This window comes from Mycobacterium sp. MFM001, from assembly GCF_003402475.1.
In the GTDB taxonomy this organism is placed as follows: domain Bacteria; phylum Actinomycetota; class Actinomycetes; order Mycobacteriales; family Mycobacteriaceae; genus Mycobacterium.
In genome coordinates this window covers 249,450-271,847 of the sequence record NZ_BFAB01000004.1, presented here as the reverse complement: position 1 = coordinate 271,847, position 22,398 = coordinate 249,450, and the positions used below count along the sequence as shown (strand labels likewise).

Genomic DNA, 22,398 nt, shown 5'->3' with positions numbered 1-22,398 from the left:
CCCTGGCCGGTAGGCCTCGCGGGTGGAATGATTTCTTACCGTGCAGAGGACTGCCAGAGCGACGACGGGATTCCCTCCCGGCGCCGACGCCTACTCGAACGTCGGCGCGTTCCGGTTCTGGTTCGTGGGTCAGCGCTGGGAGTGGTCCGACGAGGTGGCCCGGATGCACGGCTACGAACCCGGGTCGGTGGTGCCGACGACGGAACTGATGCTCGCGCACAAGCATCCCGAGGACCGCGCCCACGTCCAGGAGATCCTCGACCGCGCGCTGCACGGCGGCGGCACGTTCTCCAGCCGCCACCGCTTCCTCGACACCGCCGGCACTGTGCACGACGCGATCGTGGTCGGCGACCGGATGACCGACGAGACCGGCGCGGTGGTGGGGACCGCCGGCTACTACATCGACCTGACCGACACGTTCGAGGAGACCCGCCAAGAGGTCCTCGACGAGACGCTGCCCGACCTGTTCGAGGCCCGCGCGGTGATCGAGCAGGCCAAGGGTGTGCTGATGGCCATCTACCGGGTCAGCGCCGAGCAGGCCTTCGGCGTGTTGCGGTGGCGATCGCAGGAGACCAACACCAAACTGCGCGAGCTGGCCAAGCAGTTGGTCGATGAAGTCAGCACCCTGCCGCCGCCATCGCCCCACGTCCAAAGCGAATTCGACCATCTCTTGCTCACGGTCCACGGACGGGTATCCGGCGACTCGCGCAATTAGACTCACGTCCAGGCTAGGCTCGGTACAGAGTTGGGCTGCAGAGACGGCGGGTCGGCACCGCATTCCGTTTCCGCGCGTGCATCGAAGCGGGTGAATGGATGGAATTGTTGGCGATCGACTGTGAAGTTCTTCCCGAAGCGGTCGTCGTGCACGTCAAGGGTGAACTGGATTCCAGCAACGTCGGCGCCTTCGTTTCCGATCTCACCTCCGCGCTCGAGCAGGCTACGGCTCATGTCGCGCGGCTGCTCGTCCTCGACTTGCAGTCGCTGACCTACTTCGGCAGCGCCGGGCTGAACGCTGTGCTCGATTGCCACCGGCGAGGAGCCGAAGCGGGAACGTCGGTGCGGCTGGTGGCCGACAACGACCTGGTGACCCGGCCGATCGAAGTGACCAACCTGGACAGCGTCCTGCATATCTTCCCGACGCTGGCCGATGCGCTGCAGGATCACCATCCAAAAGAGACGTGAGCGAGCACCTACCCGCTGACCTTGCCGCCGCGGTTGAACTCGGCGGCGAACTGGGCCGACTGTTCGCCGAATTCGACTGGGCCGCACACCCTTTGGGGGCCCCGCAGGACTGGCCCGCCGAAGTGCGCTCGGCGGTGGCGGTGGTGTTGACCTCGCGGTTCCCGATCGTGCTGTGGTTGGGCGCCGAGGACCTGTTCCTGGTCTACAACGACGCCTACATCCAGATCCTGGGCGACAAGCACCCCGGGGCGCTGGGCCGGCCCGGCCGCGAGGTGTGGTGGGACATCTGGGAACCGATCAGCCCGATGCTCGCCGGCGTCGTCGCCACCGGCGAGGCCACCTGGTCGCACGACCTGATGCTGCCGATGGTGACCGGCGGCCGGCGCCGGGAGCGCTATTTCACGTTCACCTACAGCCCACTGATCGGCTCCGACGGCGCGATCTACGGCATCTTCTGCCCGTCTTTCGAAACCACCGAACGGGTGCTGAGCGAGCGTCGCCTGCACCTGCTCAACGCGGTGGCCTCGGCGACGATGGAGACCCGCACGATTGACGACGCGGTCGACGCCGCAGTTGCGGTGTGCGCCAACCAATCCGCGGACGTGCCGCTCGTCGCGGCCTACGTCGGCAACACGTTGCGCGGCGGCACACCGTCGGTGCTGCCGCTGCTGCCGCACGCACTGGCGGAGTTGACCGACTGGGATCCCGCGCAGCGGTCCCGAGCCGACTTGCAGGTGATCGACGGGGCGGCGTCGCTGATCCCCGGGCTCGACGAGGTGCTGGGCAGCGACTGTCCCGAGCAGATTCTGGTGGTGGCGCTGGGCGAGGGCTCGACCGCCGGCGCGCTGGTGGTCGGCGTCAGCCCGCGCTGCCCGCTGGACACGCAGTACCGCGGCTTTTGCCAACTGCTCGCCGACCAGTTGTCGTCGGCGCTGGCGTCCGCCACTTCGTACGAGCAGGAGCGGCAACGCGCCGACGCGCTCGCCGAGCTGGACCACGCCAAGACCGCGTTCCTCACGAACGTCAGCCACGAATTCCGCACCCCGCTGACCCTGCTGATGGGCCCGCTCGACGACGCGCTGTCCGATATCGGCCCGGACTCGCTGCTGGCGCAGCGGCTGCGCACCGCCCGGCGCAACGCGGGCCGGCTGCTGCGCCTGGTCGACTCGCTGCTCGACTTCTCCCGGATCGAAGCCGGCCGGGCCACCGCCGATTTGGTGTGCACCGATGTCGGTGCGCTGACCGCCGACATCGCGTCGTCGTTCAGCGAACTGTGCCAGCGGGCCGGGCTCGAGCTGGTGCTGGACTGCCGGCCGGCGCTGGCCGACGTCGACCCGGCGATGTGGGAAACCATCATGCTCAACCTGCTGTCCAACGCGGTCAAGTACACGCTGAAGGGCTCGATAACGGTTGGGGCGCAGTGCGATTCCGGGCAGTGTCGGATCATCGTCAGCGACACGGGGGTGGGCATCGGCGGCGACGACCTCAACCGGTTGGGCGAGCGCTTCTTTCGCGCCGGCACCGCCCGCGGCCGCAGCGTGGAGGGCACCGGCATCGGGCTGTCGCTGGTGCGCGGGCTGGTCGAGCTGCAGCGCGGGACCGTGCACATCGACAGCGAACTCGACCGCGGCACCACCGTCACGATCGTGCTGCCGCAATCCGCCGGCGGCACACCGGTCGAGCATTCACCGGCCGGGCTGGCCGACAACCCATACGTCGTCGAGGCCGGCCAGTGGCTGGCCCCGGTGTCCGCGTCACCGACCCGCCAACACGACGACCGCGAGCTGGTGCTGATCGCCGACGACAACGCCGACATGCGGGCCCATTTGGAGAGGATCGTCTCCGCGCACTGGCGAACCGTGCTCGTCGCCGACGGCGAAGCGGCCCTGCGGACCACCCGCGAGCTTCGCCCGGATGCGGTGGTGACCGACGTGATGATGCCGCGGCTCGACGGATTCGACTTTGTCGCGGCCATCCGCGCCGACCCCGAGCTGGCGGGCACCCCGATCCTGATGCTGTCCGCGCGGGCCGGCGCCGAAGCCGTCAGCGAAGGTTACGCCGGCGGCGCCGACGACTACCTGCCCAAGCCGTTCCGCTCCCAAGAGCTGATCGACCGGCTCGCCGCGCGGCTGTCCGCTGCTAGCCGCCAAAAGCATTCTGCTGCAACGGAACAACTCGACGCTGCGCTGCAGGCCATCGAGTCGGTCCCCGGCATCCTGCCCGAGCTGCTGCACTCCGCCGTCGACGCGGTGGGCGACGCCTCGGCGGTGGCGATCGGCGTCCTCGACACCGAGGAGGACAACATCCGCGTCGACTACGCCGGCGCGGTGCCCACCGAACTGCAGGACCGCTACCACGTGCTCGGACTGGACGCGCTGCTGGTGTTGGTCGACGTCGTGAAAACCGGTGAGCCGGCGGTCATTACGGACACGTTCCGGCTGCCGCCGCGCTACCAGCACGCCGTGCGCGACGGCGCCGACGTCGCACGCGCCCTGGTCGTCCACCCGCTGCGCGGCCAGACCGGACGGGTGATCGGCGCGCTGATGCTGGTGTGGCCGCAACCCCGCACGTTCGACGACGACGAGCTCGACACGTTCGCCCGCACCGCGCAGATCACCCAGTCGGCCGTCGACCGGATCCGCAACATGGCGCACGAGCACCGCATCGCCGCCGACTTCCAGGAGCATCTGCTCGACCTGGACCGCGGGACCACCGCCGCCGTCGTCGCCGCCACATATCAACCCGCCGGCGAGGCACTGCGCGTCGGCGGCGACTGGTACCTGGTGACCCCGCTCGACCGACCCGGCCAGCTGGCAATCTCCGTCGGCGACGTGGTCGGACACGGTCTGCCCGCCGCGATCGTGATGAGCAGGCTGCGGGCCGCCGTGGCCGCCGCCGCCCTCACCGACCCCGATCCGGCCGCGGTGCTGACGGCCCTGGATCGTTACGCGCTGACCGTCCAGGGTGCGCGCTGCGCGACGGTGGCCTATGCCGTCGTCGACGTCGGCGACAATGTGGCCGGCATCAGCTACAGCTGCGCGGGCCATCCCTACCCGCTGCTGGTCGCACCCGGCAACGAGCCGGCGTTTCTGCAGTCCGGCCGCCGTCCGCCGGTGTCGGTGGCGGAAAACCGCTCGACCCACGAGGCTGCGACCGCCGAGTTGCCGCCGGGAAGTGTGGTTCTGCTCTACACCGACGGGCTGATCGAGCGACCGGGGGAGGGTCTGGACCAGGGATTCGCGCGGCTGCGGGCGGCGGCCGCGGACTGCGCCGAGCTGCCGGTCGGCGACATCTGCGGGGTGCTGCTCGACCGGATGCGCCCGCCCGGCGGCTACACCGACGACGTGGCGGTGCTGGCGCTGCGGCCCAGCCACGTCGCCGCGCGCAGCTTCGCCACCGTGATTCCCGCCGAGGTGGCCCACATCGCGGGCGCGCGGCGCCGGCTGCGCCGCTGGTTGTCCGGCGTCGTGGCCGACCCGCCACGCGAGGCCGACATCCTGCTGGCCACCGGAGAAGCGGTCACCAACGCGATCGAACACGGCAGCCGCGACGACCGGGCCGCCACGGTTTCCGTCGAGGCCTTCGTGCGCGGCGACAGCGTGGCCGTGACCGTCAGCGACGCCGGCCGCTGGTCAGGGGATTCGTCGGCCAGCCTGCGCAGCCTGCAGCGCGGACGCGGGCTCATGCTGATCAACGGGCTCGCCGACCACGTCGAGACGGCGCGCACCGCTGCGGGCACCCGGATCAGCCTGCGGTTCGACCACGCGGTGGGTCAGACCTCTTCCATGGCCTGACCGAGCTCCTCGAGCAGCTTGTTGTGGTGGTTGCTGGCCAGGATGTGGCCCGCGGCGATGACCAGCGCGACCGGCCAGTCGATCAGCTCGAAGGCGGCCAGCGCGGCCAAACCGCCGTAATAGGCCAGCTGCTCGGGCCGCGGAACTTCCACCCGTCCCACGACCGGCAGGTTGACGAAGAAGGTCTCGCCCTCGCGGATGTGGTCGACGGCTTCGCGCTGGGTGGCGCTGCGGCGCGCCTTCTTTTCCACCATCATTTGCCTTTCTGAAACGTTGGGTTTGCCGCCGGGCCGGGTGCTGCCATCACTGTCGGAGGTATGTCGACGACCGATGCTCTGGCCGATCCACTAGCTTCAGCGCTCGCTGTTGCGTTGACCGTTCCGGTGATCGAGTTGTACGCGGTGCTGTGGCGGGCCGGTGTTCTGGAGGCTGTTCCGGCTGATCAGACTCTTGGAGCTGGCCAAACAGCAGACGGGGTGCGGCGGCTACCGCGACGGTTGCCACCGCGGCTGATCCCAGCCCCTGCGCCCAGCCGATGGGCCCGAGAGGTGTACAGCCGAGCAGCTGGCTGACTCCCGGGATGCTGATCAGCGTCCCCATCGCGACCAGCGAGCCGCCCGCGGTGAGCACGACCAGCGGGGCGTGCGAGTCGAGCAGGGTCTGGCCCAGCTGGGCGGACACCAGCGCGACCAGCGCCACCGTCGACGCCCGCCGCGGCCGTCCGGTCACCCCGGCCATCGCCCAGGCCGCAGTCGCGGCCGCGGCCGTCGTCGTCCCGCGGATTGCGACCGCACGCCACAGCGCCTGCTGGTCGGGCCCGCGTCCCTCGCGGTTGCCCGACCCGGTCGTCTGGCTGACGGCCAACGCCGCCGCCGGCAGCGCGTCGGTGAGCATGTTCACCAGCAGCAGTTGGCGGGTGTTCAGCGGTGAGCTGCCGGTCAGCGCGCTGCCGATGATCGCGAAGCCAACCTCGCCGGCGTTGCCGCCCAGCAGCACCGACACCGCCGCCTGCACGCGGCGCCACAGCTCGCGGCCTTCCTCGATCGCGTGCAGCAGCGCCTCGATCCGGCCGTCGACCAGCACCACGTCGGCCGCGACGCTGGCCGGGTCGCTGCCGCGCGCGACGACGGCGATGCCGACGGTGGCCGCCCGGATCGCGGCGGCGTCGTTGGAGCCGTCGCCGACCATCGCGCACACCTTGCCGGTGCGTTCCAGCGTCTGGACGATCTGCACCTTGTTCTCCGGTGACATCCGGGCGAAGATCACCCGCTCGGCGACGGCCCGCTCCTGATCCTTGCGGGACAACTCGTCCCACTCGGTGCCGGTGATCACCTGCTCGGGCGTCACCGGCATGCCCAGCTCCGCGGCGATCGCGGTCGCGGTGATCGGGTGGTCGCCGGTGATCAGCCGGATGGCCGTGTTGCGCTCGGCCAGGTCCGCCAGCAGGCCGGCTGACTGGTCCCGCGGCGTGTCGGACAGCCCGAGAAATCCGGTGAGCGACAAGCCGTCTCGGCACAGGTCGTCGATGGCGTCCTCGTCGTCCTGGACCGAACGAGCCTGCTCCGCGGTCAGCTGCCGGCGTGCCACCGCGATTACCCGCAGCCCTTCGCCCGCTAGGCCGCGCACCGTGCGCTCGGAGTCGGCGGCGCCGTTCTGGCAGGCGCGCAGCACCACTTCCGGTGCGCCCTTGACGGTGAGCTGGTCGCCGGACACCGAGGCCGAGAACGACCGGCCGGACCGGAACGGCAGGTGCGCATCGGGCTCGTCGGTGGGCGCGGAGCCGTTGACCGACTGCGCCGCTTCGATGATGGCCCGGTCGGTGGCGTGCACGTGCGGGCTGCCGTTGGCGGTCGGCGCGGCGTGCGCCGCGCAGTGCAGCACCTCTTCGCGCGAATGGCTTCCAACGGGATGCACCTGCGACACCCGCAGCCGGTTCTCCGACAGCGTGCCGGTCTTGTCGAAGCACACCACGTCGACGCGGCCGAGCGCCTCCACCGACCGCGGAATGCGTACCAGCGCACCGTAATTGGTCAGCCGTCGGGCCGACGCCGCCTGGGCCAGGGTGGCCACCAGCGGCATCCCTTCGGGCACGGCCGCCACGGTGACGGCGATGCCGCTGGCCACCGCCTGGCGTAAACCCTTGCGGCGCAACATTCCCAGCGCGCTCACCAAGACACCGCCGGCCATGCTGACCGGGAAGGCGCGGTTGGTCAGCTGGCTGAGCTGGTGTTGCAGCCCGACGTCGGGCAGCTCACCGGACGCGAGTTCGGCGGCGCGGCGCGCCTGCGTGTCGGCGCCGACGGCGGTCACCACCGCCAGCGCGGTGCCGGCCACCACGGTGGTACCGGCGAACACCATGCAGCGACGGTCGGCCAGGTCCACGCCCGGAGTCGGCTCGGTCTGCTTCTCGACGGGCAGCGACTCGCCGGTGAGGGTGGATTCGTCGACCTCGAGGTCTTCTTCCTCGATCAGCCGGGCGTCGGCGGGCACCACCTCGTGCGTGCGCACCTCGATCACGTCGCCTGGACGCAGTTGCGCCGCTTTGACATTGGTGTAGCCGTCGGCAGTGACCTTGCGGGCCGGCGGAATCTGCAACGCCAGCAACTGGTTCAGCCGGCTCTCGGCGCGCAGTCGCTGGCTGGCGGCGAGCACGGCGTTCCCGGTGAGCACCGAGCCGACCAGAACCGCGTCGACCGGCGAGCCCAGCACCGCGCTGGCCGCCGAGCCGAGCGCGAGGACCGGGGTCAGCGGGTCTGACAATTCGGCGCGCACGGCCTTGACGAAATTCCAGACCGCGCGGCTTGGCCGGGCGGTGATCTCCGCGCCGCGTTGAGCCGTGGCGACGGCGCGGCTGGGCGTGGCGACGTCGGGCTCGGCGGGCGGCGGGAGCTCGCGGCGGACCTGTTCGACGGTCATCGCGTGCCACTCCTGGACCGGAGCCGGTCGCGGTGTCGGGGCGTGAACCACCCCGCGGGCCAGCCAGTAGCCGGACAGCAACCCGGCCGCCGCGCCTGTGGTCACCGGGCCGGGCCCGCGGCCGCGGACGCCGGGAAGCATCAGCAGCGCGCCCAAAGCCGAAGCGCCAGTGGATATTTCGATACCACGCTGGGTGGCGGACTTGGCCGCCGGCAGCGCGTGCAGCACCCGCCAGACAGCGGCCAGGTCGGGCAGCAGCAGATCGGCGTACCACGGCGGCGGCTCGTTCTCGTCGCCCGGGATGAGGCCCAGCGCCACGTCGGCCGACGACAGTGCCTGCGCCGCCGCCGACGACAGCACCGCCACGGTATGACCGTCTTGCTGCAGGTGCGCCAGCGCGTCGACGAGCGCGTCGTCAATGGACCCGACATCCAGCGGCCGGACCTCGTCGAACGCGCGCCGCAGTTCGCCGAGCGCGTCGGTGTCGACGGAGATCAGGTCCACGCCGCAGCGGCGGGCCTCGGCCATCACCGCCGGCGCCAGCGGGTCGTGGGTGGGGCAGATCAGCGCTTCGACTCGGCGGCCCCGCCCGCCGGGAACCCGGTGCCAGCCCACGTCGGCGTCGTCCAGCAGCGACTGGGCGCGCTCCCATGCCTGCGCCAGTTCGTCGTCGCGGGCGCCGCGGACGCGCACCACCCGCAGTTTGTCGGTGCACAACACCCGCGGGTCGACGAGCAGGGCGTCGACCTGGTCGAGCCGGCGCAGGCTGTGCGGGCGCAGCGGCAGCACCCCGTGCCGGTCGGACAACCCCTGGCCGAGCGCCGCGGCGAACGACTCGCGGGTGGTGCGCAGCGCCTTGGGTGCGGCGACCAGCGCCGCGGTGCCGGCCATGTTGACGTTGCGCGCAGCGGCGCCGACGACGCCCGCGCCGACGGCCTGCGCGTACGCCGCCCGCTGGGCGTGGCGCTCGGCGGGCCCCGGCGGTGCCGGCACCGGCCGCGACGGCAGATAGACGTCGTCATTGTCAGCGTGGGGGGCCAGCCTCGGCTCGTGCCGGTGCCAGGCCTGCGCCTCGGCGCGGCACTCGGCGGCTTTGATCGTTTCCATCATCAGGTCGACCGCCAGCGACGCCGGGGCGAGCGAAATGATGTGCGCGGCGGTCATCGCCAGCGTCAGCACGGTGTCGGTGGCCGGCTGGCCGATCCGGTCCTCGAGCAGACGGCGCAGCCGCGGCTGGTAGTCCACGGCCACCACGACCGCCTCGACGGTGTCCGGCAGCCGCGGCCAGCGCAGCACCCGGCCGGCCAGCGCGGCGCCCATCCCGGCGGCGGTGGCGCCGACCGCCACGGCCTTGGTGGCCAGCACCAGGCCGTCGCCGGGCAGCGGTTTGGGGCGTTCGCCGTCTGCGCGGCCGGTTTCGGCGCCCTCGACCACCCGACACAGCTCATGCAGCGACACGTGGTCGCCGTCGAGTTCGACGACCACCCGCGACAACGGACGGTTCAGCTTGGCCGAGACGACGCCTGGGCGGGCGGTGACCGCGTCGAGGACGGTACTTGCGAGTTCGTCGCCGTCGGGGCGGTCCAGGCCACGCACCTCGATCCAGGCGCGGTTGTGTCCGCGCCAGCAATGCCGATTCAGCGGCGGGCCGGGCAGCTCGCCCGACACCGCTCTGACGGCTTCGCGCACCGGAATAGCGACCATGCTGGCGCCGACGGAAGCGGTCGTGCTCAGGGTTTGAAAGCCCATGGCGACCGCGCGCAGCGGCATGGATCTTCGCACGGATTCGACGGTACTCAATCCGGTGAACTAACGGCGGGCGCGCGACTGGGTGCTGCGCGACTGCCGTGGCGGTGCTTTCTTGGCGCGGGTTGTCGACTTCTTCGCGGGTGCCGACTTCTTGGCGGGGGCCGATTGCTTGGCGGGCTGCGCCTTGGCCGGGGTGGCGGTGTCGCGCTGACGATTGTTCAGCTGCCGCAACACCAACGCGCCGCCGCCGACGGCCAAGAGGATCGGCCACTCGACCAGCCCGGTAACACCCAGCGCACCCAACGCCAAAGCGGCCGCCGGCACCGAATGGCTACCGGAATTGATTCCCTTTTGCACACCGGCCGCCGCACCGGACACGGCTCCGACGGCGCCATTGACCGCGGCGCCGCCCACCGCGCCGGCGGCCGCAGTGGTGGCCGCCGCGGCGCGGCCCACCGTTCGACTCGCCTTGCGCACCGCGCCGTCGATGGCACCCATGATCACTCCTGAGGCTCGATTGTTCTCCCGTTGACGACCGTTGTATACCCGCGAGCGTTCAAAGTTCGCGGTAAACCGGGATTCGCAGGAAACTCTGCGTTACGCGCCGGACCCGACCAGCGCCGGTGCCCCTTCTTCGTTTTCTTCGTTGCTGCGCGCCCCAGCCGGCGCGGCTGTTGACGATGCGGTTGACGGACGCAGATGTGCTGTTGTGCTGCGCTGGTTGGCCAGCAGTCGAGTCGCCAACGACACCGCAATGGTTGCGGCGGCGGCCGATCCCAGCCCCTGCGCCCACCCAAGCGGACCGACAGGCGTGCATCCGAGGAGTTGACTGACCCCCGGCGTGGTGATCAGTGCCATGAAGGCGCTAAACGAACCCGCTGCCGTGAGCACCATCAGCGGAGCGTGCGATTCCTTCAGGGTTTGGGCGAGTTGGGTACTGACAGATGCGATCAGCGCCACCGTGGACGCGCGTTGCGGCCTTCCGGTGACCGCGGCCATCGCCCATGCGGTCGTGGCGGCGGCCGCGGTGGTCCCTCCGCGAAGGGCTACCGCACGCCACAGCGCTCGGTCATCCGGGCCGTGTCGGGGATGCTGCACCGGCCCGCTGGGCATGCTCACCGCAAGGGCCGCGGCTGGTAATGCATCGGTGAATACGTTCATGAGCAGCAACTGACGGGTGTTCATCGGCGAGTTGCCGCTGAATGCGCTGCCGATGATCGCGAAAATCACCTGGCTGGCGTTGCCGCCGAGCAACACAGACACCGCCGCTTGCACCCGCTGCCACAGTCGGCGTCCTTCCTCGAGTGCGTGCAGCAGCGATTCGATGCGGCCTTCGGTCAGCACGACATCGGCGACGGTGTGGGCCGGGTCGCTTCCGTGTGCGACTACACCGACGCCGACGGTGGCAGCCCTGATCGCTGCCGCGTCGTTGGAGCCGTCGCCCACCATCGCGCACACCCGCCCTGTTCGCTCCAATGTCTGGACGATTTGCACCTTGTTTTCCGGCGACATCCGGGCGAAGATCACCCGTTCGGACACCGCGCGTTCTTGTTCGTTGCGCGACAACGCATTCCATTCGGAACCGGTGATGACTTGGGCGGCGGTTACCGGAAGGCCAAGTTCCCCGGCGATGGTTGTGGCGGTGATGGGATGGTCCCCGGTGATCAGCCGGATGGCGACGTCGTGGGCGGCCAGATCGGCGAGCAGCTGCGGTGCTTCGGCTCGCGGAGTGTCTGACAGCCCGAGGAACCCCAGCAACGACAGGCCCTCGCCGCACAGGTCGACGATGCTGTCGGGGTCTTTCTGCACCGACCGCACCTGTTGTGCGGTTAGTCGACGCCGGGCCACGGTGATGACCCGCAACCCTTCCGCCGCTAACCGGTCGACGGTGTCGTGCGCGTCTACGCCGGCGTCTCGGCAGGCCATCAGCACCACTTCCGGCGCACCCTTGACGGCCAGCTCGGTACCCCACACCGTCGCCGAAAACGATCTACCGGAGCGGAACGGAAGGTGAGCGGCCCGTTCAACGGCGGGGCCCGAGCCGTTAACAGCCAACGCGGCCTCGATGATGGCCTGGTCGGTGGCATGTGCGTGCGGGGCGCCATTGGGCGCCGGAGCCGCATGTGTCGCACAGGCCAACACCTCGTCGCGGGAAAAGCCCGACACCGGCCGGACCTTGGTGACCCGAAGGCGGTTTTCGCTCAATGTCCCTGTCTTGTCGAAGCAGACCACGTCGACGCGGCCGAGGGCCTCCACCGACCGCGGAACGCGGACCAAGGCGCCGAACTTGCTCAGGCGCCATGCCGATGCCTGCTGGGCGAGCGTGGCCACCAGTGGCATTCCCTCCGGGACCGCGGCGACGGCGACCGCGATGCCGTTGCCCAGCGCGTGGCGAAGGCCTCTGCGGTGCAACAATCCGAGCACGCTGACCACCGCACCGCCCACCGCGGTGGCCGGGAAAGCGCGACGGGTGAGCTGACCGAGCTGGTGCTGCAAGCCGATGGTCGGCTCATCGCCGGAGGCCAGTTCGGCTGCGCGACGCTCCTGGGTGTCGGCGCCGACGGCGGTCACCAGTGCGACACCGGTGCCCGCCACAACGTGTGTTCCCGAATAGAGCATGCAGCGACGATCGGCGAGTTCTGCGCCGGGCGTGGCTTCGACCTGTTTTTCCACCGACAGCGACTCGCCGGTGAGCGACGATTCGTCGACCTCGAGGTCCTCTTCTGCGATCAGCCGGGCGTCGGCCGGCACCACCTCGTTGCTGCGCACCTCGATGAGGTCACCCGGTTGCAGCTGCTCGGCGGGGATTTCGCTGTAGTCGTCGCCGACGACTTTGCGGGCCGGCGGGGTCTGCTGGGCCAGCAGGCGGTCCAGCCGCGTCTCGGCCCGGAGCCGCTGACCGGCCGCCAGGAACGAGTTTCCGACGAGCACCGTGCCGACCATCGCCGCATCGATCGGCGAACCCAGCACGGCGGTGGCCGCGGAACCCAATGCCAGCACCGGGGTCAACGGGTCCGACAACTCGGCGCCGACCGCCTTGGCGAACTGCCATACCGCGTTCGGAGCTTGCGTGCCGGTCCCGGCGAGGCGCTTGGCAGCCTCCGGCTCTGCGGCGCGTGGCGGCAACACCTCGCGGACTTGTGCAACCGACATCGCGTGCCAGTCGTAGGCCGGCGCCGGCCTCGGTGCGCTGGCGCGAACTGCCGCCCGAGCCAGCAGGTATCCCGACACCAATCCAGCCGCGGCACCGGCGGTCACCGGTCCGGGCCCTCGCGCTCCCCGGACACCGGGCACCATGAACAGGGCACCCATGGCCGACGCGCCGGCCGAGATTTCGACGCCTCGTCGACTCGCCGCCCTGGCTGCCGGGAGGGCGTGCAGTACGTGCCATGCCGCAGCCAGGTCGGGCAGCAGCAGGTCGGCGTACCACGGCGGCGGCTCAGCGCTGTTCGGCATAATCCCCAGCGCAACGTCAGCGGCGGAAAGTGCTTGCGCGCCAGTCGATGACACGACGGCTACGGTGTGCCCGGCCCGTTGCAGGTCGGCCAATGCCGCAGTGAGCGCGTCGTCGATCGACGTGTCGTGAAGGGGCCGGACGTCGTCGAATGCGGGCCGCAACTCGCCGAGGATGTCGGCGTCGACCGAGAGCATCTGGGTGCCCGCCCTCCGGGCCTCCGCCACCAGTGCCGATGCCAACGGGTGCTGGGCGGGAAGGATCAGCGCGTCGACGCCTTTCGTCCCGGGCACCGGGTGCCAACCTGTTTTCAGGTCGCTTGTGTCCAGCAGAGTTTGGGCGCTGTTCCATGCGCTGGACAGTTCGTTGTCACGGGCGCCGCGGACCCGGACCACGCGCAACTTGTCGCTGTGCAGTACGCGTGGGTCGATCAGCAGCGCGTCGACCTTGTCCAGGCGGTGCAAGCTGTCCGGTCGCAACGGCAGCACCCCGTGCTGCTCGGCCAGCCCGATGCCGAGCTTCGCGGTGAACGACTCGCGCGTGGTCCGCATCGCTTTGGGGGCAGCCACCACCGCCGCCGTCGATGCCGTGCCGACGTTACGCGTGATGGCGCCGATCACCCCGGCGCCAATCGCCTGCACCAGCGCGACACGCTTTGCGTGCCGTTCGACAGATCCTGCCGCCGGCCGTGATGGTCGCGACGGCTGCCGTACGTCGTCCGGGTAGTCGGCATACCGGGCCAGCGCCGGCTCGTAGCGGGCCCATGCCTGCGCTGCGGCGCGACACTCCGCGGTCTTGAGCGCCTGGGTCATCAAGTCCACCGACAGCGATGCCGGTGACAGGGTGACGATGTTCGCGGCGGTGGTGGTCAACGTCAGTAGCGCGTCCGTTGCGCCGGTGCCGATTCGGTTCTCGAGCAGGCCGCGCAGCCGCGGTTGGTAATTGGCGATCTCCGCGGCCGCATTGACGGCAATCGGCGCTCCCGGCAGCCGCAGGGCCCGGCCCGCCAGCGCGATACCCAATCCAGCCGCATTGGCGCCGAGCAGCACTGCCCTGGTCGCCAACAACAGGCCATCACCCGGCAGGCTGCCTGCGCGTTCTGCGGCGTCCCCGGAGCGCTTTTCGGCATCGTCGACGGCACGGCACAAGGCGGGCAGCGACGTAGAGTCGCCTTCGATCTCGACGACGAGCCGCGACAGCGGCCGGTTGAGGCTCGCCGAGATGACGCCCGGCTGGGACCGGAGCGCGTCGAGTACTACGCGTTCGCGTTCGACCGCGCCGGGACCGTGCAGTCCACGTACCTCGATCCACGCCCGGGCTTCGCCGCGCCAGCAGCGCCGGGTCGGCGCCGCACCGGAGCGACCGAGCGAGAGTGCTTGGGCCCCTTCCCGAACGGCAGTGGCGGCCAGCTCCGCGCCAGAGCCGACGATCGTGGTGGCCAGCATGGCGGCGGTGGTTGCAGTCTGAATGCACGCGTCGGCGAGGGCGCTCGTTGCTTGAATACCCTTCGAAACGACGCGCAACGGTATGGATTTTTGCAAGGTTAAACCGTATTCAATCGTTGCTTGATGCGTCTTTGTGCTGTGACTTGCAATGCCTACCGGCTGGCGGTGGCACGGCGCTGACCGCCGCGCGACGGCGGCTTGCGTTTTTTGGGGGGTGCAGAGGTTTTCGCCTTGGCGGGCACCGCCTTCGGCGGAGTCGTCGAGCCGCGGTTCATCTGCCGTAACGCCAACGCCCCGGCACCAACTGCCAATACCACCGGCCATTCGACCAGCCCGGTGACACCGATCGCCCCCAGGGCCAGCGCCGCTGCCGCTGTCGAATGGCTTCCGTTGCCGAGTCCACGTTGGATGCCCGCGGCGGCGCCTGTCACCCCGCCGATGACGCCGTTGACCGCGGCACCGCCCACCGCGCCGGCGGCCGAGGTGGTTGCCTTCGCCGCACGACTGGCCGTTTGAGTCAGGCTGCGTGCTGCGTCGCCGAGCATGATGTCTTCCCCGATCTTCGCTGATTTACCCGTTGTGAACCGGCTCCGCGACCGCTGTACATCCAGCGGATACGCAGGGTTCAGCTGACGAGCCTATTGAGCATCACAGCCGGATGCCCGTCCCCGAGAAAATACATAGACAACACATATCCTTGGCCGCTCTGCTTGGCCGCCGATCAATCCCGGCGCAAATCCACCAAAACCGGTGCGTGATCGCTGGGCGCCTTGCCTTTGCGCTCGTCGCGGACGATCTGCGCGCCGGCGACCCGGGCAGCCAGCGCGGGTGAGGCGAGAATGAAATCGATGCGCATGCCGCGTCCTTTGGGGAAGGCCAGCTGCGTGTAGTCCCAGTAGGTGTACACGCCGGGTCCGGGCGTGAAAGGCCGTACCACGTCGGCGAATTGAGCGTCGACGATCGCGTCGAATGCTTTGCGTTCCGGCTCGGAGACGTGTGTGCAGCCCCGGTAGTAGTCGACGCTCCAGACGTCGTCGTTGGTCGGGGCGATGTTCCAGTCGCCGACCAGCGCGATCTGCGCCGACGGGTCGTCGCGCAGCCAGCCTGCAGCCGTATCACGCAGCGCGGCAAGCCAATTCAGCTTGTAGGTGTAGTGCGGATCGCCCAGCGCGCGGCCGTTGGGCACGTAGAGGCTCCACACCCTGACCCCGCCGCAGGTTGCGGCCAACGCGCGCGCTTCGGCCGCGGCGGCAATGTCCGGCTTGCTGCTCCAGCTCGGCTGGCCGTCGAAGCCAACCTCGATGTCGTCGAGCCCGACCCGTGATGCGATCGCGACGCCGTTCCACTGGTTGAAGCCGCAGTGCGCCACCTCGTAGCCGAGTTCGAAGAACGGCAGTGCCGGAAATTGGTCGTCGGCGCATTTGGTTTCCTGCATCGCCAGGACGTCGACATCGGCGCGGCGCAGCCAGTCGAGCACGCGGTCGAGGCGCGTGCGGATCGAGTTCACGTTCCAGGTGGCCAGCCTGAGCATGCTTATAGCGTATGCACCTCGAAGTAGCGGCCTCGGTGGTGTGTTGTGAAACCGAGCGATTCGACGAGGCCGGCGTTCTCGACGTCGAGCACCCTCACATAGCCGCGGGTCGCGCCGCGGGATGCACCCCACGCCAGCAGCGCCTCGCACAAGCGGTCGTCGGATACCGCCGACAGACCGACCCAGCGGGTGCCGTCCGGGGCGTCGGTCACCGCTGCCCGGGCCGCCGCCCGGTCGCGGAGTCCGAACGCCAGCTCGCCGTCGAGCACGGCGGTCAGCACCTCGACGGGCTCTGCACCGCGGTAGCAGCGCAGCCAGTCGTCGTCGGGCCGGGCCGTGAGTCGGATGGCCGGGTCCGGCCCGGCGGTGCTGACGTCGCGCACCAGCATCCGGTAAGCGTGCCCGCCGGCGTCGGGCAGCCGTAGCAGCCGGTCGGGTACCGCCAGCCACGGCGTCAGCCCACGTTGCGTGTACCAGTCGACGATCGCCGGGATGGCCGCGTTGGTCGCTGAAACATCCAGTGGTACAGCGGAGTTCACTTCCACGCTGGCTCCGGGAGCGGCGCGAAGCAGCCAGCCGTCCAGCCACTGCTGCTCGAGGCCCGGCCAGGCCAGCGCGGCGGCGTGCTCGACGGCGCGGATCTGCGAGTTGCGGACCGGCGCGTCGGTCAGCGCCCGCACTACCACCACGTCGTCGGGCGAGAACTGCACCACCTCACCGCTTTTCGTGCGAATCCGCACCAGCGGCGCGACGGCCAGCAGATGACCCACCGCGTCAGTCAGCGGCGGCACGCTGCCGGCGGCCCTGCGGTAGCGAACCGTCACCCGGGTCCCGAGATCGGGCCACGAAACCATCAGTGCCCGAAAGGATCCGGCCCTTCGCCGGGTGTCCAGGACAGTCCCGGAACGCCCCAGCCGTGCGACTTGACGGCCCGTTTTGCGGCGCGGGCATGCCGTCCGATCAGCCGGTCCAGGTACAGAAAGCCGTCCAGATGCCCGGTTTCGTGTTGCAGCATTCGGGCGAATAGGCCGGTGCCTTCGACGGTGACCGGGCTGCCGTCGGCGTCGAGGCCGGTGACCCGGGCCCATTTGGCGCGTCCGGTCGGGAACGACTCGCCGGGCACCGACAGGCAGCCCTCGTCGTCGTGATCCGGGTCGGGCATGGTCTCGGGGACGTCGGACGTCTCCAGCACCGGGTTGACCACTACGCCGCGACGGCGCGCAGTCTGCCCGCGGTCGTCGGCGCAGTCGTAGACGAACACCCGTAGGCTCACGCCGATCTGGTTGGCCGCCAAGCCGACGCCGTAAGCGGCGTCCATGGTGTCGTAGAGGGTGGTGATCAACTCCGGCAGATCGGTTGGCAGCGAACCGTCCGCGGCCACCGGCACCGGCTTGGTCGGTGTGTGCAGGACCGGATCTCCCACGATCCGAATGGGTACGACTGCCATGGTCGGCAAGCTTAAGCGGGCGACTCGCGGGCGAGGGTTACGGGTCAGCTGTTGCGGGCGTGGTTGAATAATCGCCGGAACAGCCAGCATTCGAGATTCGAAGGGTCTTGGGAAGGCTCAGAGGAGCGATATGGACAGCGCTGAGGCGCGGGCTAATCGATCGGGGGACGACTCTGAAATCGTTGATGGGCTGACCCGCCGCGAACACGACATTCTGGCGTTCGAGCGCCAATGGTGGAAATACGCGGGTGCGAAAGAAGAAGCCATCAAAGAGTTGTTCTCGATGTCGGCGACGCGGTATTACCAGGTGCTCAATGCGCTGGTCGACCGGCCCGAGGCGCTGGCGGCCGATCCGATGCTGGTGAAACGGCTGCGACGGCTGCGCGCCAGCCGGCAGAAGGCGCGGGCCGCGCGGCGGCTCGGCTTCGAGGTCACCTGACGTTCATCCGGTTTTGTGGGTTTGGGCCCACTCCTGGATACAGTGGCCTGAAATGAACGAACGTGTTCCCGACTCTTCCGGACTACCCCTGCGGGCCATGGTGATGGTGCTGCTGTTTCTCGGCGTCATCTTCCTGCTGGTGGGGTTCCAGGCCATGGGATCCAGCGGGCACTCCGACGACGACGATTCGGTGTCGACAGTGACGACCAGCACAATGCCGCCGAAGAAGTCGACGCCGGCCGCGGCCAAAGCCCAGGTGCGGGTCTACAACATCTCCGGCCAGGAGGGCGTCGCCGGGCGCACCGCCGACCAGCTGAAGGGCAAGGGTTACGACGTCCCCGAGGTCGGCAACCTGTCGTTGCCCGACGTGTCGACCACCACGGTGTACTTCAGCAACGCCCCCGGGGAGCGGGAGACCGCCGACGCGGTGGGCAAGTTGCTGGACGCTCCGGTCGAACCGCGGGTCCCCGAGGTGGCCGACCAGCCGCCCGGCGTCATCGTGGTGGTCGCGGGCTGAGCCTGATGATCCCGCTCCTCAGCAGCCCGTTCCGGGCCGCATCGTCGCCGGGATAGTCTTTACGCCATGGTCAAGCCCGTGAGCCGAAAAGTCGTCGCCGCAACCGCCCTGGGAATGCTCGCCGCCCCCGTCGCGCTGCTGAGCGCCTGTTCGCCCAACCAGCCGCCGGCGACGTCGCCCGGGACCACGCCGTCGGTCTGGACCGGGTCACCGGCGCCGGCCAGCACGCCGCCCAAAGGCGGCCCGGTGGCGCCGGAGAGCCTGACCACGCATTTGATGTCGCCCACCGGCGTGCAGGTCGCCACGGCGAAGTTCGAGTTCGACAACGGCTTTGTGACCGTCACGATCGAGACCACCGGCCTGGGCCAGCTGTCGCCGGGATTCCACGGCGTGCACATTCACTCGGTGGGCAAGTGCGAGCCCAACTCCGTCGCCCCGACGGGAGGGCCTCCCGGTGACTTCCTTTCTGCCGGCGGCCATTACCAAGCGCCGGGGCACACCGGGGAACCCGAAAGCGGCGACCTGACCTCGCTGCAGGTACGCAAGGACGGCGCCGCGCTGCTGGTGACCACCACCGACGCTTTCACCAAGGAAGACCTGGTATCCGGTGACGGCTCGGCGATCGTCATTCACGAGGGCGCCGACAACTTCGCCAACATCCCGCCGGACCGCTATACCCAGGTCAACGGCGCACCCGGTCCCGACCAGACCACCATGGCCACCGGCGACGCCGGCAAGCGGGTGGCGTGCGGTGTCATTGGTTCCGGTTAGCCCGTCGGGCAACAGGGTAACCGAGCGTGTGGATTTCGTCGGCTCGCCGAGACCGACGATCGGAGTGGAGTGGGAATTCGCTCTTGTCGACGCGCAGACCCGTGACCTGAGCAACGAAGCCGTCGAGGTCATGGGGGCGATCGGCGAAAACCCGCGCGTCCACAAGGAATTGCTGCGCAACACCGTCGAGATCGTCAGCGGCGTCTGTGAGTCCACCGCCGAGGCCATGGAGGACCTGCGCGACACATTGCGCACCGCGCGCCCCATCGTCCGGGACCGCGGGATGGAGCTGTTCGGTGCGGGCGCGCACCCATTCGCGCTGTGGTCCGCCCAAAAGCTCACCGACGCACCGCGTTACGCCGAGCTGATCAAGCGCACCCAGTGGTGGGGACGGCAGATGCTGATCTGGGGTGTGCACGTCCACGTCGGCCTGTCGTCGGCGCACAAGGTGATGCCGATCATGTCGTCGCTGCTCGACTACTACCCACATCTGCTCGCGCTGTCGGCGTCGTCGCCGTGGTGGGGCGGTGAGGACACCGGATATCCGAGCAACCGGGCGATGATGTTCCAGCAATTGCCCACCGCCGGGCTGCCGTTCCAGTTTCAGACCTGGGCCGAGTTCGAGAAGTTCGTACACGACCAGAAGAAGACCGGGATCATCGACGACATCGACGAAATCCGTTGGGACATACGCCCTTCACCGCATAACGGGACGCTGGAGGTGCGGATCTGCGACGGGGTCTCGAACTTGCGGGAGCTCTCCGCGCTGGTGGCATTGACGCATTGCCTGGTAGTCGATCTGGATCGCCGACTGGAAGCCGGTGAGACGCTGCCGACAATGCCGCCCTGGCATGTCCAGGAGAACAAGTGGCGGGCCGCCCGGTACGGCCTGGACGCGGTGATCATCCTCGACGCCGACAGCAACGAACGGCTGGTCACCGACCATCTGCCCGAAGTGCTCAATCGCCTTGAGCCGGTGGCAAAGTCGCTGCACTGCGTCGACGAGCTGGCCGCCGTGGCCGACATACCCCGGGTCGGGGCGTCGTATCAACGGCAGCGCCGGGTGGCCGAGGAACACGACGGAGATTTGCGTGCTGTCGTCGACGCGCTGGTTGGCGAGCTGGACATCTGATCGTGGAAGCTTTTGAGTTGCCGATGTTTCCGCTCGAGTCGGCACTGCTGCCCAACGAGGATCTGCCGCTGCGCATCTTCGAGCCGCGCTACACCGCGTTGGTGCAGGACTGCATGCGCAGCGCCGATCCGGGCTTCGGGGTAGTGCTGATCTCGCGTGGCCGTGAGGTTGGTGGTGGCGACGCGCGCTGCGACGTGGGGACGCTTGCCGGGATCAACGAATGTATCGAGATGGGCTCCGGCCGGTTCTCGCTGCGCTGCCGTACCCACGGGCGGATCCGGGTGAGCGAATGGCTGCCTGACGATCCGTACCCGCGGGCTCGTGTGCGGTTCTGGCCCGACGAGCCCGGGGATCCGGTGAGCACCGACCAACTGCGCGAGGTCGAGGATCAGGTGCTGGCTCTGTTCGAGCGGATCGCGAGCGCCCGCGGCGTGGTGTTGCCGGGGCCTGACATGCTGCTGGGTCCGCGGTCCGATGACGCGGGAGAGCGGTTGTACGCGTTGGCAACTCGCGTTCCGATGGGCCAGGCGGACCGCTATGCGGTGTTGTCCGCGCCGTCGGCGGCCGATCGACTGGTGGCGCTTCGCGAGGCCGTCGAGTCCGTGGCGGCGATGATCGAATTCCAGCTGTCGGAATAGCATTCCCGCACTAGGGCCCGTCGTCGTCGACGCTCGGTGCCCTTCGGCTCGCGAACGTGGGGGATATGGACGAAAAGTGGTCGGAATGTGTGCATTTCCCCCACGCTCGGCGAACGCACTTGTACTAAGTCGCGCGCTCGGCGCCGCGGTGTACCGCGCCGAATACCGTTGCGGCGACGGCCAACAACGCCGAGCTGACGAGCCACGGCAGGATCCGGCCGGCGCTGAACAACGCGGCGTACATGCCCGGTGCGACGGCCGTGGCCGCCGCCCACGCCGTCTGCAACAGCGAGCCGTGCCGCCCCGACGACTCCTCCGGTGCAAACGTCAGCATGATGTTCGCACCGAGCGTATTGCAGGCCGCGTCGGACATGCTGAACAGGATCAGCCCGACGGCCAGCACCGCGAACAACGCCGCGGCCCCGGCATTTTGGACCGCGACCAGACTGTCCACCACCAGGAAACTGACCGCGCACAGCGCGGTAGACCACGACAGGACCCGCAAGTGTGCCACCCGCCGGCCGATCCACGACACCAGCCGCGCCGACGCCGCAACCGCCACACAGATGACCACGTACGCCACCGTCGTCGACCACTTCGGCAGCCCCACCGACAGCATGAACAGCGGCAGCGCGGTGTCCATCCCGATCGTGGTCAGCGCAACGACGAATACGCCCGCAACGAACGCCATGAAGCCGCCTTGCCGGACGACGTCGCGGTACCGCGGCGGCTGCCATTCACCCGGCTCGTCGGGACCGCCAACGTCGTCGACCCAGCGCAACTGCCAGTACAGGATCGCGGTGATCAATTCACCGAAGGCGATCAGCGCGACAAGGACCGACCAGAACCATCCGGAACCGTTGTCGAGGACCAGACCCAACGTCGCACCCAGCGCACCGATGCCGAAGCCCAGTACTCGCACTGATGTCAGTGCCGCGAACATCTGGGTTCGGTCGTGCCCCTCTGCCGTCAGGCGGCGAACCGCCTCGGGATCGCTGGTGAAGAACATGTTGGCGGCCATCGAGGCGGCAAAGCAGAACAGTGCGGCCGCCGCGAGGGTGGTGGTGGTCAGGAAGCCCAGGAACGCACCGGCGGCCAGCATACCCGACACAGTCATCGTCCGAAACGGGCCCAGCCGGTCCAGAACTCGCCCGGACACGACGGCGCCGACGAACAGCGCGCCGGTGTTGCCGACCGTCGCGGCCACCCCGGCCCCGGTGAGCGGTAGCCCGCGGCCGATCGTGAAGAACAGGAAGACCAACGGGACCCACAGGCCGTGGTTGACCATCGCGACCGTCGTCGACACGATGAACAACCGCCGTGCTCCCGTAAGCCGTTGTGCCACGGTGAGCATCAGCCGAACGTACCCGGCGGCCGCCGGCC

Annotated in this window: 17 protein-coding genes and 1 pseudogene; 9 read left to right on the top strand and 9 right to left on the bottom strand. The window is 69.3% G+C overall.

Translation table 11 applies throughout. From position 1 onward, the window contains the following. The first annotated feature begins 40 nt into the window (after positions 1 to 40). The 3 genes from MFM001_RS09435 (at position 41) to MFM001_RS09425 (ending at position 4,976) form a co-directional block, all read left to right on the top strand. Positions 41 to 715, top strand: coding sequence for a PAS and ANTAR domain-containing protein (locus MFM001_RS09435; protein ID WP_238159052.1), 675 nt, complete (start codon positions 41 to 43; stop codon positions 713 to 715). Between the two features lie 98 nt (positions 716 to 813). Further along, on the top strand, positions 814 to 1,182 hold the full coding sequence (locus MFM001_RS09430) for an STAS domain-containing protein (protein WP_116374984.1): 369 nt from the start codon (positions 814 to 816) through the stop codon (positions 1,180 to 1,182). Continuing rightward, complete coding sequence (locus MFM001_RS09425; protein ID WP_116374983.1) at positions 1,179 to 4,976, top strand: SpoIIE family protein phosphatase; 3,798 nt, start codon at positions 1,179 to 1,181, stop codon at positions 4,974 to 4,976. Before MFM001_RS09430 ends, MFM001_RS09425 begins: the two co-directional genes overlap by 4 nt. Here MFM001_RS09425 and MFM001_RS09420 read toward each other — a convergent pair. Beyond that, positions 4,955 to 5,233: a hypothetical protein gene (locus MFM001_RS09420; protein ID WP_116374982.1), complete on the bottom strand. Its 279-nt coding sequence runs from the start codon at positions 5,231 to 5,233 to the stop codon at positions 4,955 to 4,957. The two genes, MFM001_RS09425 and MFM001_RS09420, sit on opposite strands and share 22 nt — an antisense overlap. A gap of 60 nt (positions 5,234 to 5,293) precedes the next feature. On the opposite strand from MFM001_RS09420, the gene MFM001_RS25185 reads away from it, so the two are divergent. Continuing rightward, positions 5,294 to 5,548: an Rv1535 domain-containing protein gene (locus tag MFM001_RS25185; RefSeq protein WP_371685520.1), complete on the top strand. Its 255-nt coding sequence runs from the start codon at positions 5,294 to 5,296 to the stop codon at positions 5,546 to 5,548. Here MFM001_RS25185 and MFM001_RS25180 read toward each other — a convergent pair. The 7 genes and pseudogenes from MFM001_RS25180 to MFM001_RS09385 form a co-directional block, all read right to left on the bottom strand. After that, positions 5,517 to 7,892: pseudogene (locus MFM001_RS25180) on the bottom strand (cation-translocating P-type ATPase); the annotation flags it as partial. The gene MFM001_RS25185 and the pseudogene MFM001_RS25180 overlap by 32 nt on opposite strands. A 1,809-nt stretch (positions 7,893 to 9,701) precedes the next feature. Further along, the gene (locus MFM001_RS09410; protein WP_116375094.1) at positions 9,702 to 10,139 is read right to left on the bottom strand and encodes a hypothetical protein; all 438 of its coding nucleotides are present in this window, start codon (positions 10,137 to 10,139) and stop codon (positions 9,702 to 9,704) included. Between the two features lie 99 nt (positions 10,140 to 10,238). Continuing rightward, positions 10,239 to 14,624, bottom strand: coding sequence for a cation-translocating P-type ATPase (locus MFM001_RS09405; RefSeq protein ID WP_116375093.1), 4,386 nt, complete (start codon positions 14,622 to 14,624; stop codon positions 10,239 to 10,241). Positions 14,625 to 14,692: 68 nt separating this feature from the next. Further along, positions 14,693 to 15,085, bottom strand: coding sequence for a hypothetical protein (locus MFM001_RS09400; protein WP_116374980.1), 393 nt, complete (start codon positions 15,083 to 15,085; stop codon positions 14,693 to 14,695). Positions 15,086 to 15,261: 176 nt separating this feature from the next. After that, a complete protein-coding gene (locus MFM001_RS09395) occupies positions 15,262 to 16,071 on the bottom strand; it encodes an exodeoxyribonuclease III (protein ID WP_116374979.1) in 810 nt (269 codons plus the stop codon). A 2-nt stretch (positions 16,072 to 16,073) separates the two neighbouring features. Beyond that, positions 16,074 to 16,925 (bottom strand): GNAT family N-acetyltransferase, encoded by an 852-nt coding sequence (locus MFM001_RS09390; protein ID WP_116374978.1) that lies wholly within the window; start codon positions 16,923 to 16,925, stop codon positions 16,074 to 16,076. After that, positions 16,925 to 17,518, bottom strand: coding sequence for a peptide deformylase (locus MFM001_RS09385; RefSeq protein ID WP_116374977.1), 594 nt, complete (start codon positions 17,516 to 17,518; stop codon positions 16,925 to 16,927). The genes MFM001_RS09390 and MFM001_RS09385 overlap by 1 nt, the downstream gene beginning before the upstream one ends. 130 nt (positions 17,519 to 17,648) lie before the next feature. On the opposite strand from MFM001_RS09385, the gene MFM001_RS09380 reads away from it, so the two are divergent. The 5 genes from MFM001_RS09380 (at position 17,649) to MFM001_RS09360 (ending at position 21,015) form a co-directional block, all read left to right on the top strand. Beyond that, on the top strand, positions 17,649 to 17,957 hold the full coding sequence (locus MFM001_RS09380; protein ID WP_045373824.1) for a DUF3263 domain-containing protein: 309 nt from the start codon (positions 17,649 to 17,651) through the stop codon (positions 17,955 to 17,957). 52 nt (positions 17,958 to 18,009) lie between these two features. Then, a complete protein-coding gene (locus MFM001_RS09375; protein ID WP_045373822.1) occupies positions 18,010 to 18,474 on the top strand; it encodes a LytR C-terminal domain-containing protein in 465 nt (154 codons plus the stop codon). Between the two features lie 66 nt (positions 18,475 to 18,540). Next, positions 18,541 to 19,245, top strand: coding sequence for a superoxide dismutase family protein (locus MFM001_RS09370; protein WP_116374976.1), 705 nt, complete (start codon positions 18,541 to 18,543; stop codon positions 19,243 to 19,245). After that, entirely contained in the window at positions 19,226 to 20,377 is a 1,152-nt protein-coding gene (locus MFM001_RS09365; protein WP_371685504.1) for a glutamate--cysteine ligase, read from the top strand. The genes MFM001_RS09370 and MFM001_RS09365 overlap by 20 nt, the downstream gene beginning before the upstream one ends. Before the next feature lie 23 nt (positions 20,378 to 20,400). Further along, positions 20,401 to 21,015, top strand: coding sequence for an LON peptidase substrate-binding domain-containing protein (locus MFM001_RS09360; RefSeq protein ID WP_116375091.1), 615 nt, complete (start codon positions 20,401 to 20,403; stop codon positions 21,013 to 21,015). 124 nt (positions 21,016 to 21,139) lie between these two features. On the opposite strand, the gene MFM001_RS09355 is transcribed toward MFM001_RS09360, so the two are convergent. Then, entirely contained in the window at positions 21,140 to 22,369 is a 1,230-nt protein-coding gene (locus MFM001_RS09355) for an MFS transporter (protein WP_116374975.1), read from the bottom strand. Positions 22,370 to 22,398: the final 29 nt, after the last annotated feature.

Bases quoted from the DNA above. Each gene is read 5' to 3' on its own strand.
- MFM001_RS09430 (WP_116374984.1), top strand. From the start codon at position 814: ATGGAATTGTTGGCGATCGACTGTGAAGTTCTTCCCGAAGCGGTCGTC.
- MFM001_RS09420 (WP_116374982.1), bottom strand. From the start codon at position 5,233: ATGATGGTGGAAAAGAAGGCGCGCCGCAGCGCCACCCAGCGCGAAGCC.
- MFM001_RS25185 (WP_371685520.1), top strand. From the start codon at position 5,294: ATGTCGACGACCGATGCTCTGGCCGATCCACTAGCTTCAGCGCTCGCT.
- MFM001_RS09410 (WP_116375094.1), bottom strand. From the start codon at position 10,139: ATGGGTGCCATCGACGGCGCGGTGCGCAAGGCGAGTCGAACGGTGGGC.
- MFM001_RS09400 (WP_116374980.1), bottom strand. From the start codon at position 15,085: ATGCTCGGCGACGCAGCACGCAGCCTGACTCAAACGGCCAGTCGTGCG.
- MFM001_RS09395 (WP_116374979.1), bottom strand. From the start codon at position 16,071: ATGCTCAGGCTGGCCACCTGGAACGTGAACTCGATCCGCACGCGCCTC.
- MFM001_RS09390 (WP_116374978.1), bottom strand. From the start codon at position 16,925: ATGGTTTCGTGGCCCGATCTCGGGACCCGGGTGACGGTTCGCTACCGC.
- MFM001_RS09385 (WP_116374977.1), bottom strand. From the start codon at position 17,518: ATGGCAGTCGTACCCATTCGGATCGTGGGAGATCCGGTCCTGCACACA.
- MFM001_RS09380 (WP_045373824.1), top strand. From the start codon at position 17,649: ATGGACAGCGCTGAGGCGCGGGCTAATCGATCGGGGGACGACTCTGAA.
- MFM001_RS09375 (WP_045373822.1), top strand. From the start codon at position 18,010: ATGAACGAACGTGTTCCCGACTCTTCCGGACTACCCCTGCGGGCCATG.
- MFM001_RS09370 (WP_116374976.1), top strand. From the start codon at position 18,541: ATGGTCAAGCCCGTGAGCCGAAAAGTCGTCGCCGCAACCGCCCTGGGA.
- MFM001_RS09360 (WP_116375091.1), top strand. From the start codon at position 20,401: ATGTTTCCGCTCGAGTCGGCACTGCTGCCCAACGAGGATCTGCCGCTG.
- MFM001_RS09355 (WP_116374975.1), bottom strand. From the start codon at position 22,369: ATGCTCACCGTGGCACAACGGCTTACGGGAGCACGGCGGTTGTTCATC.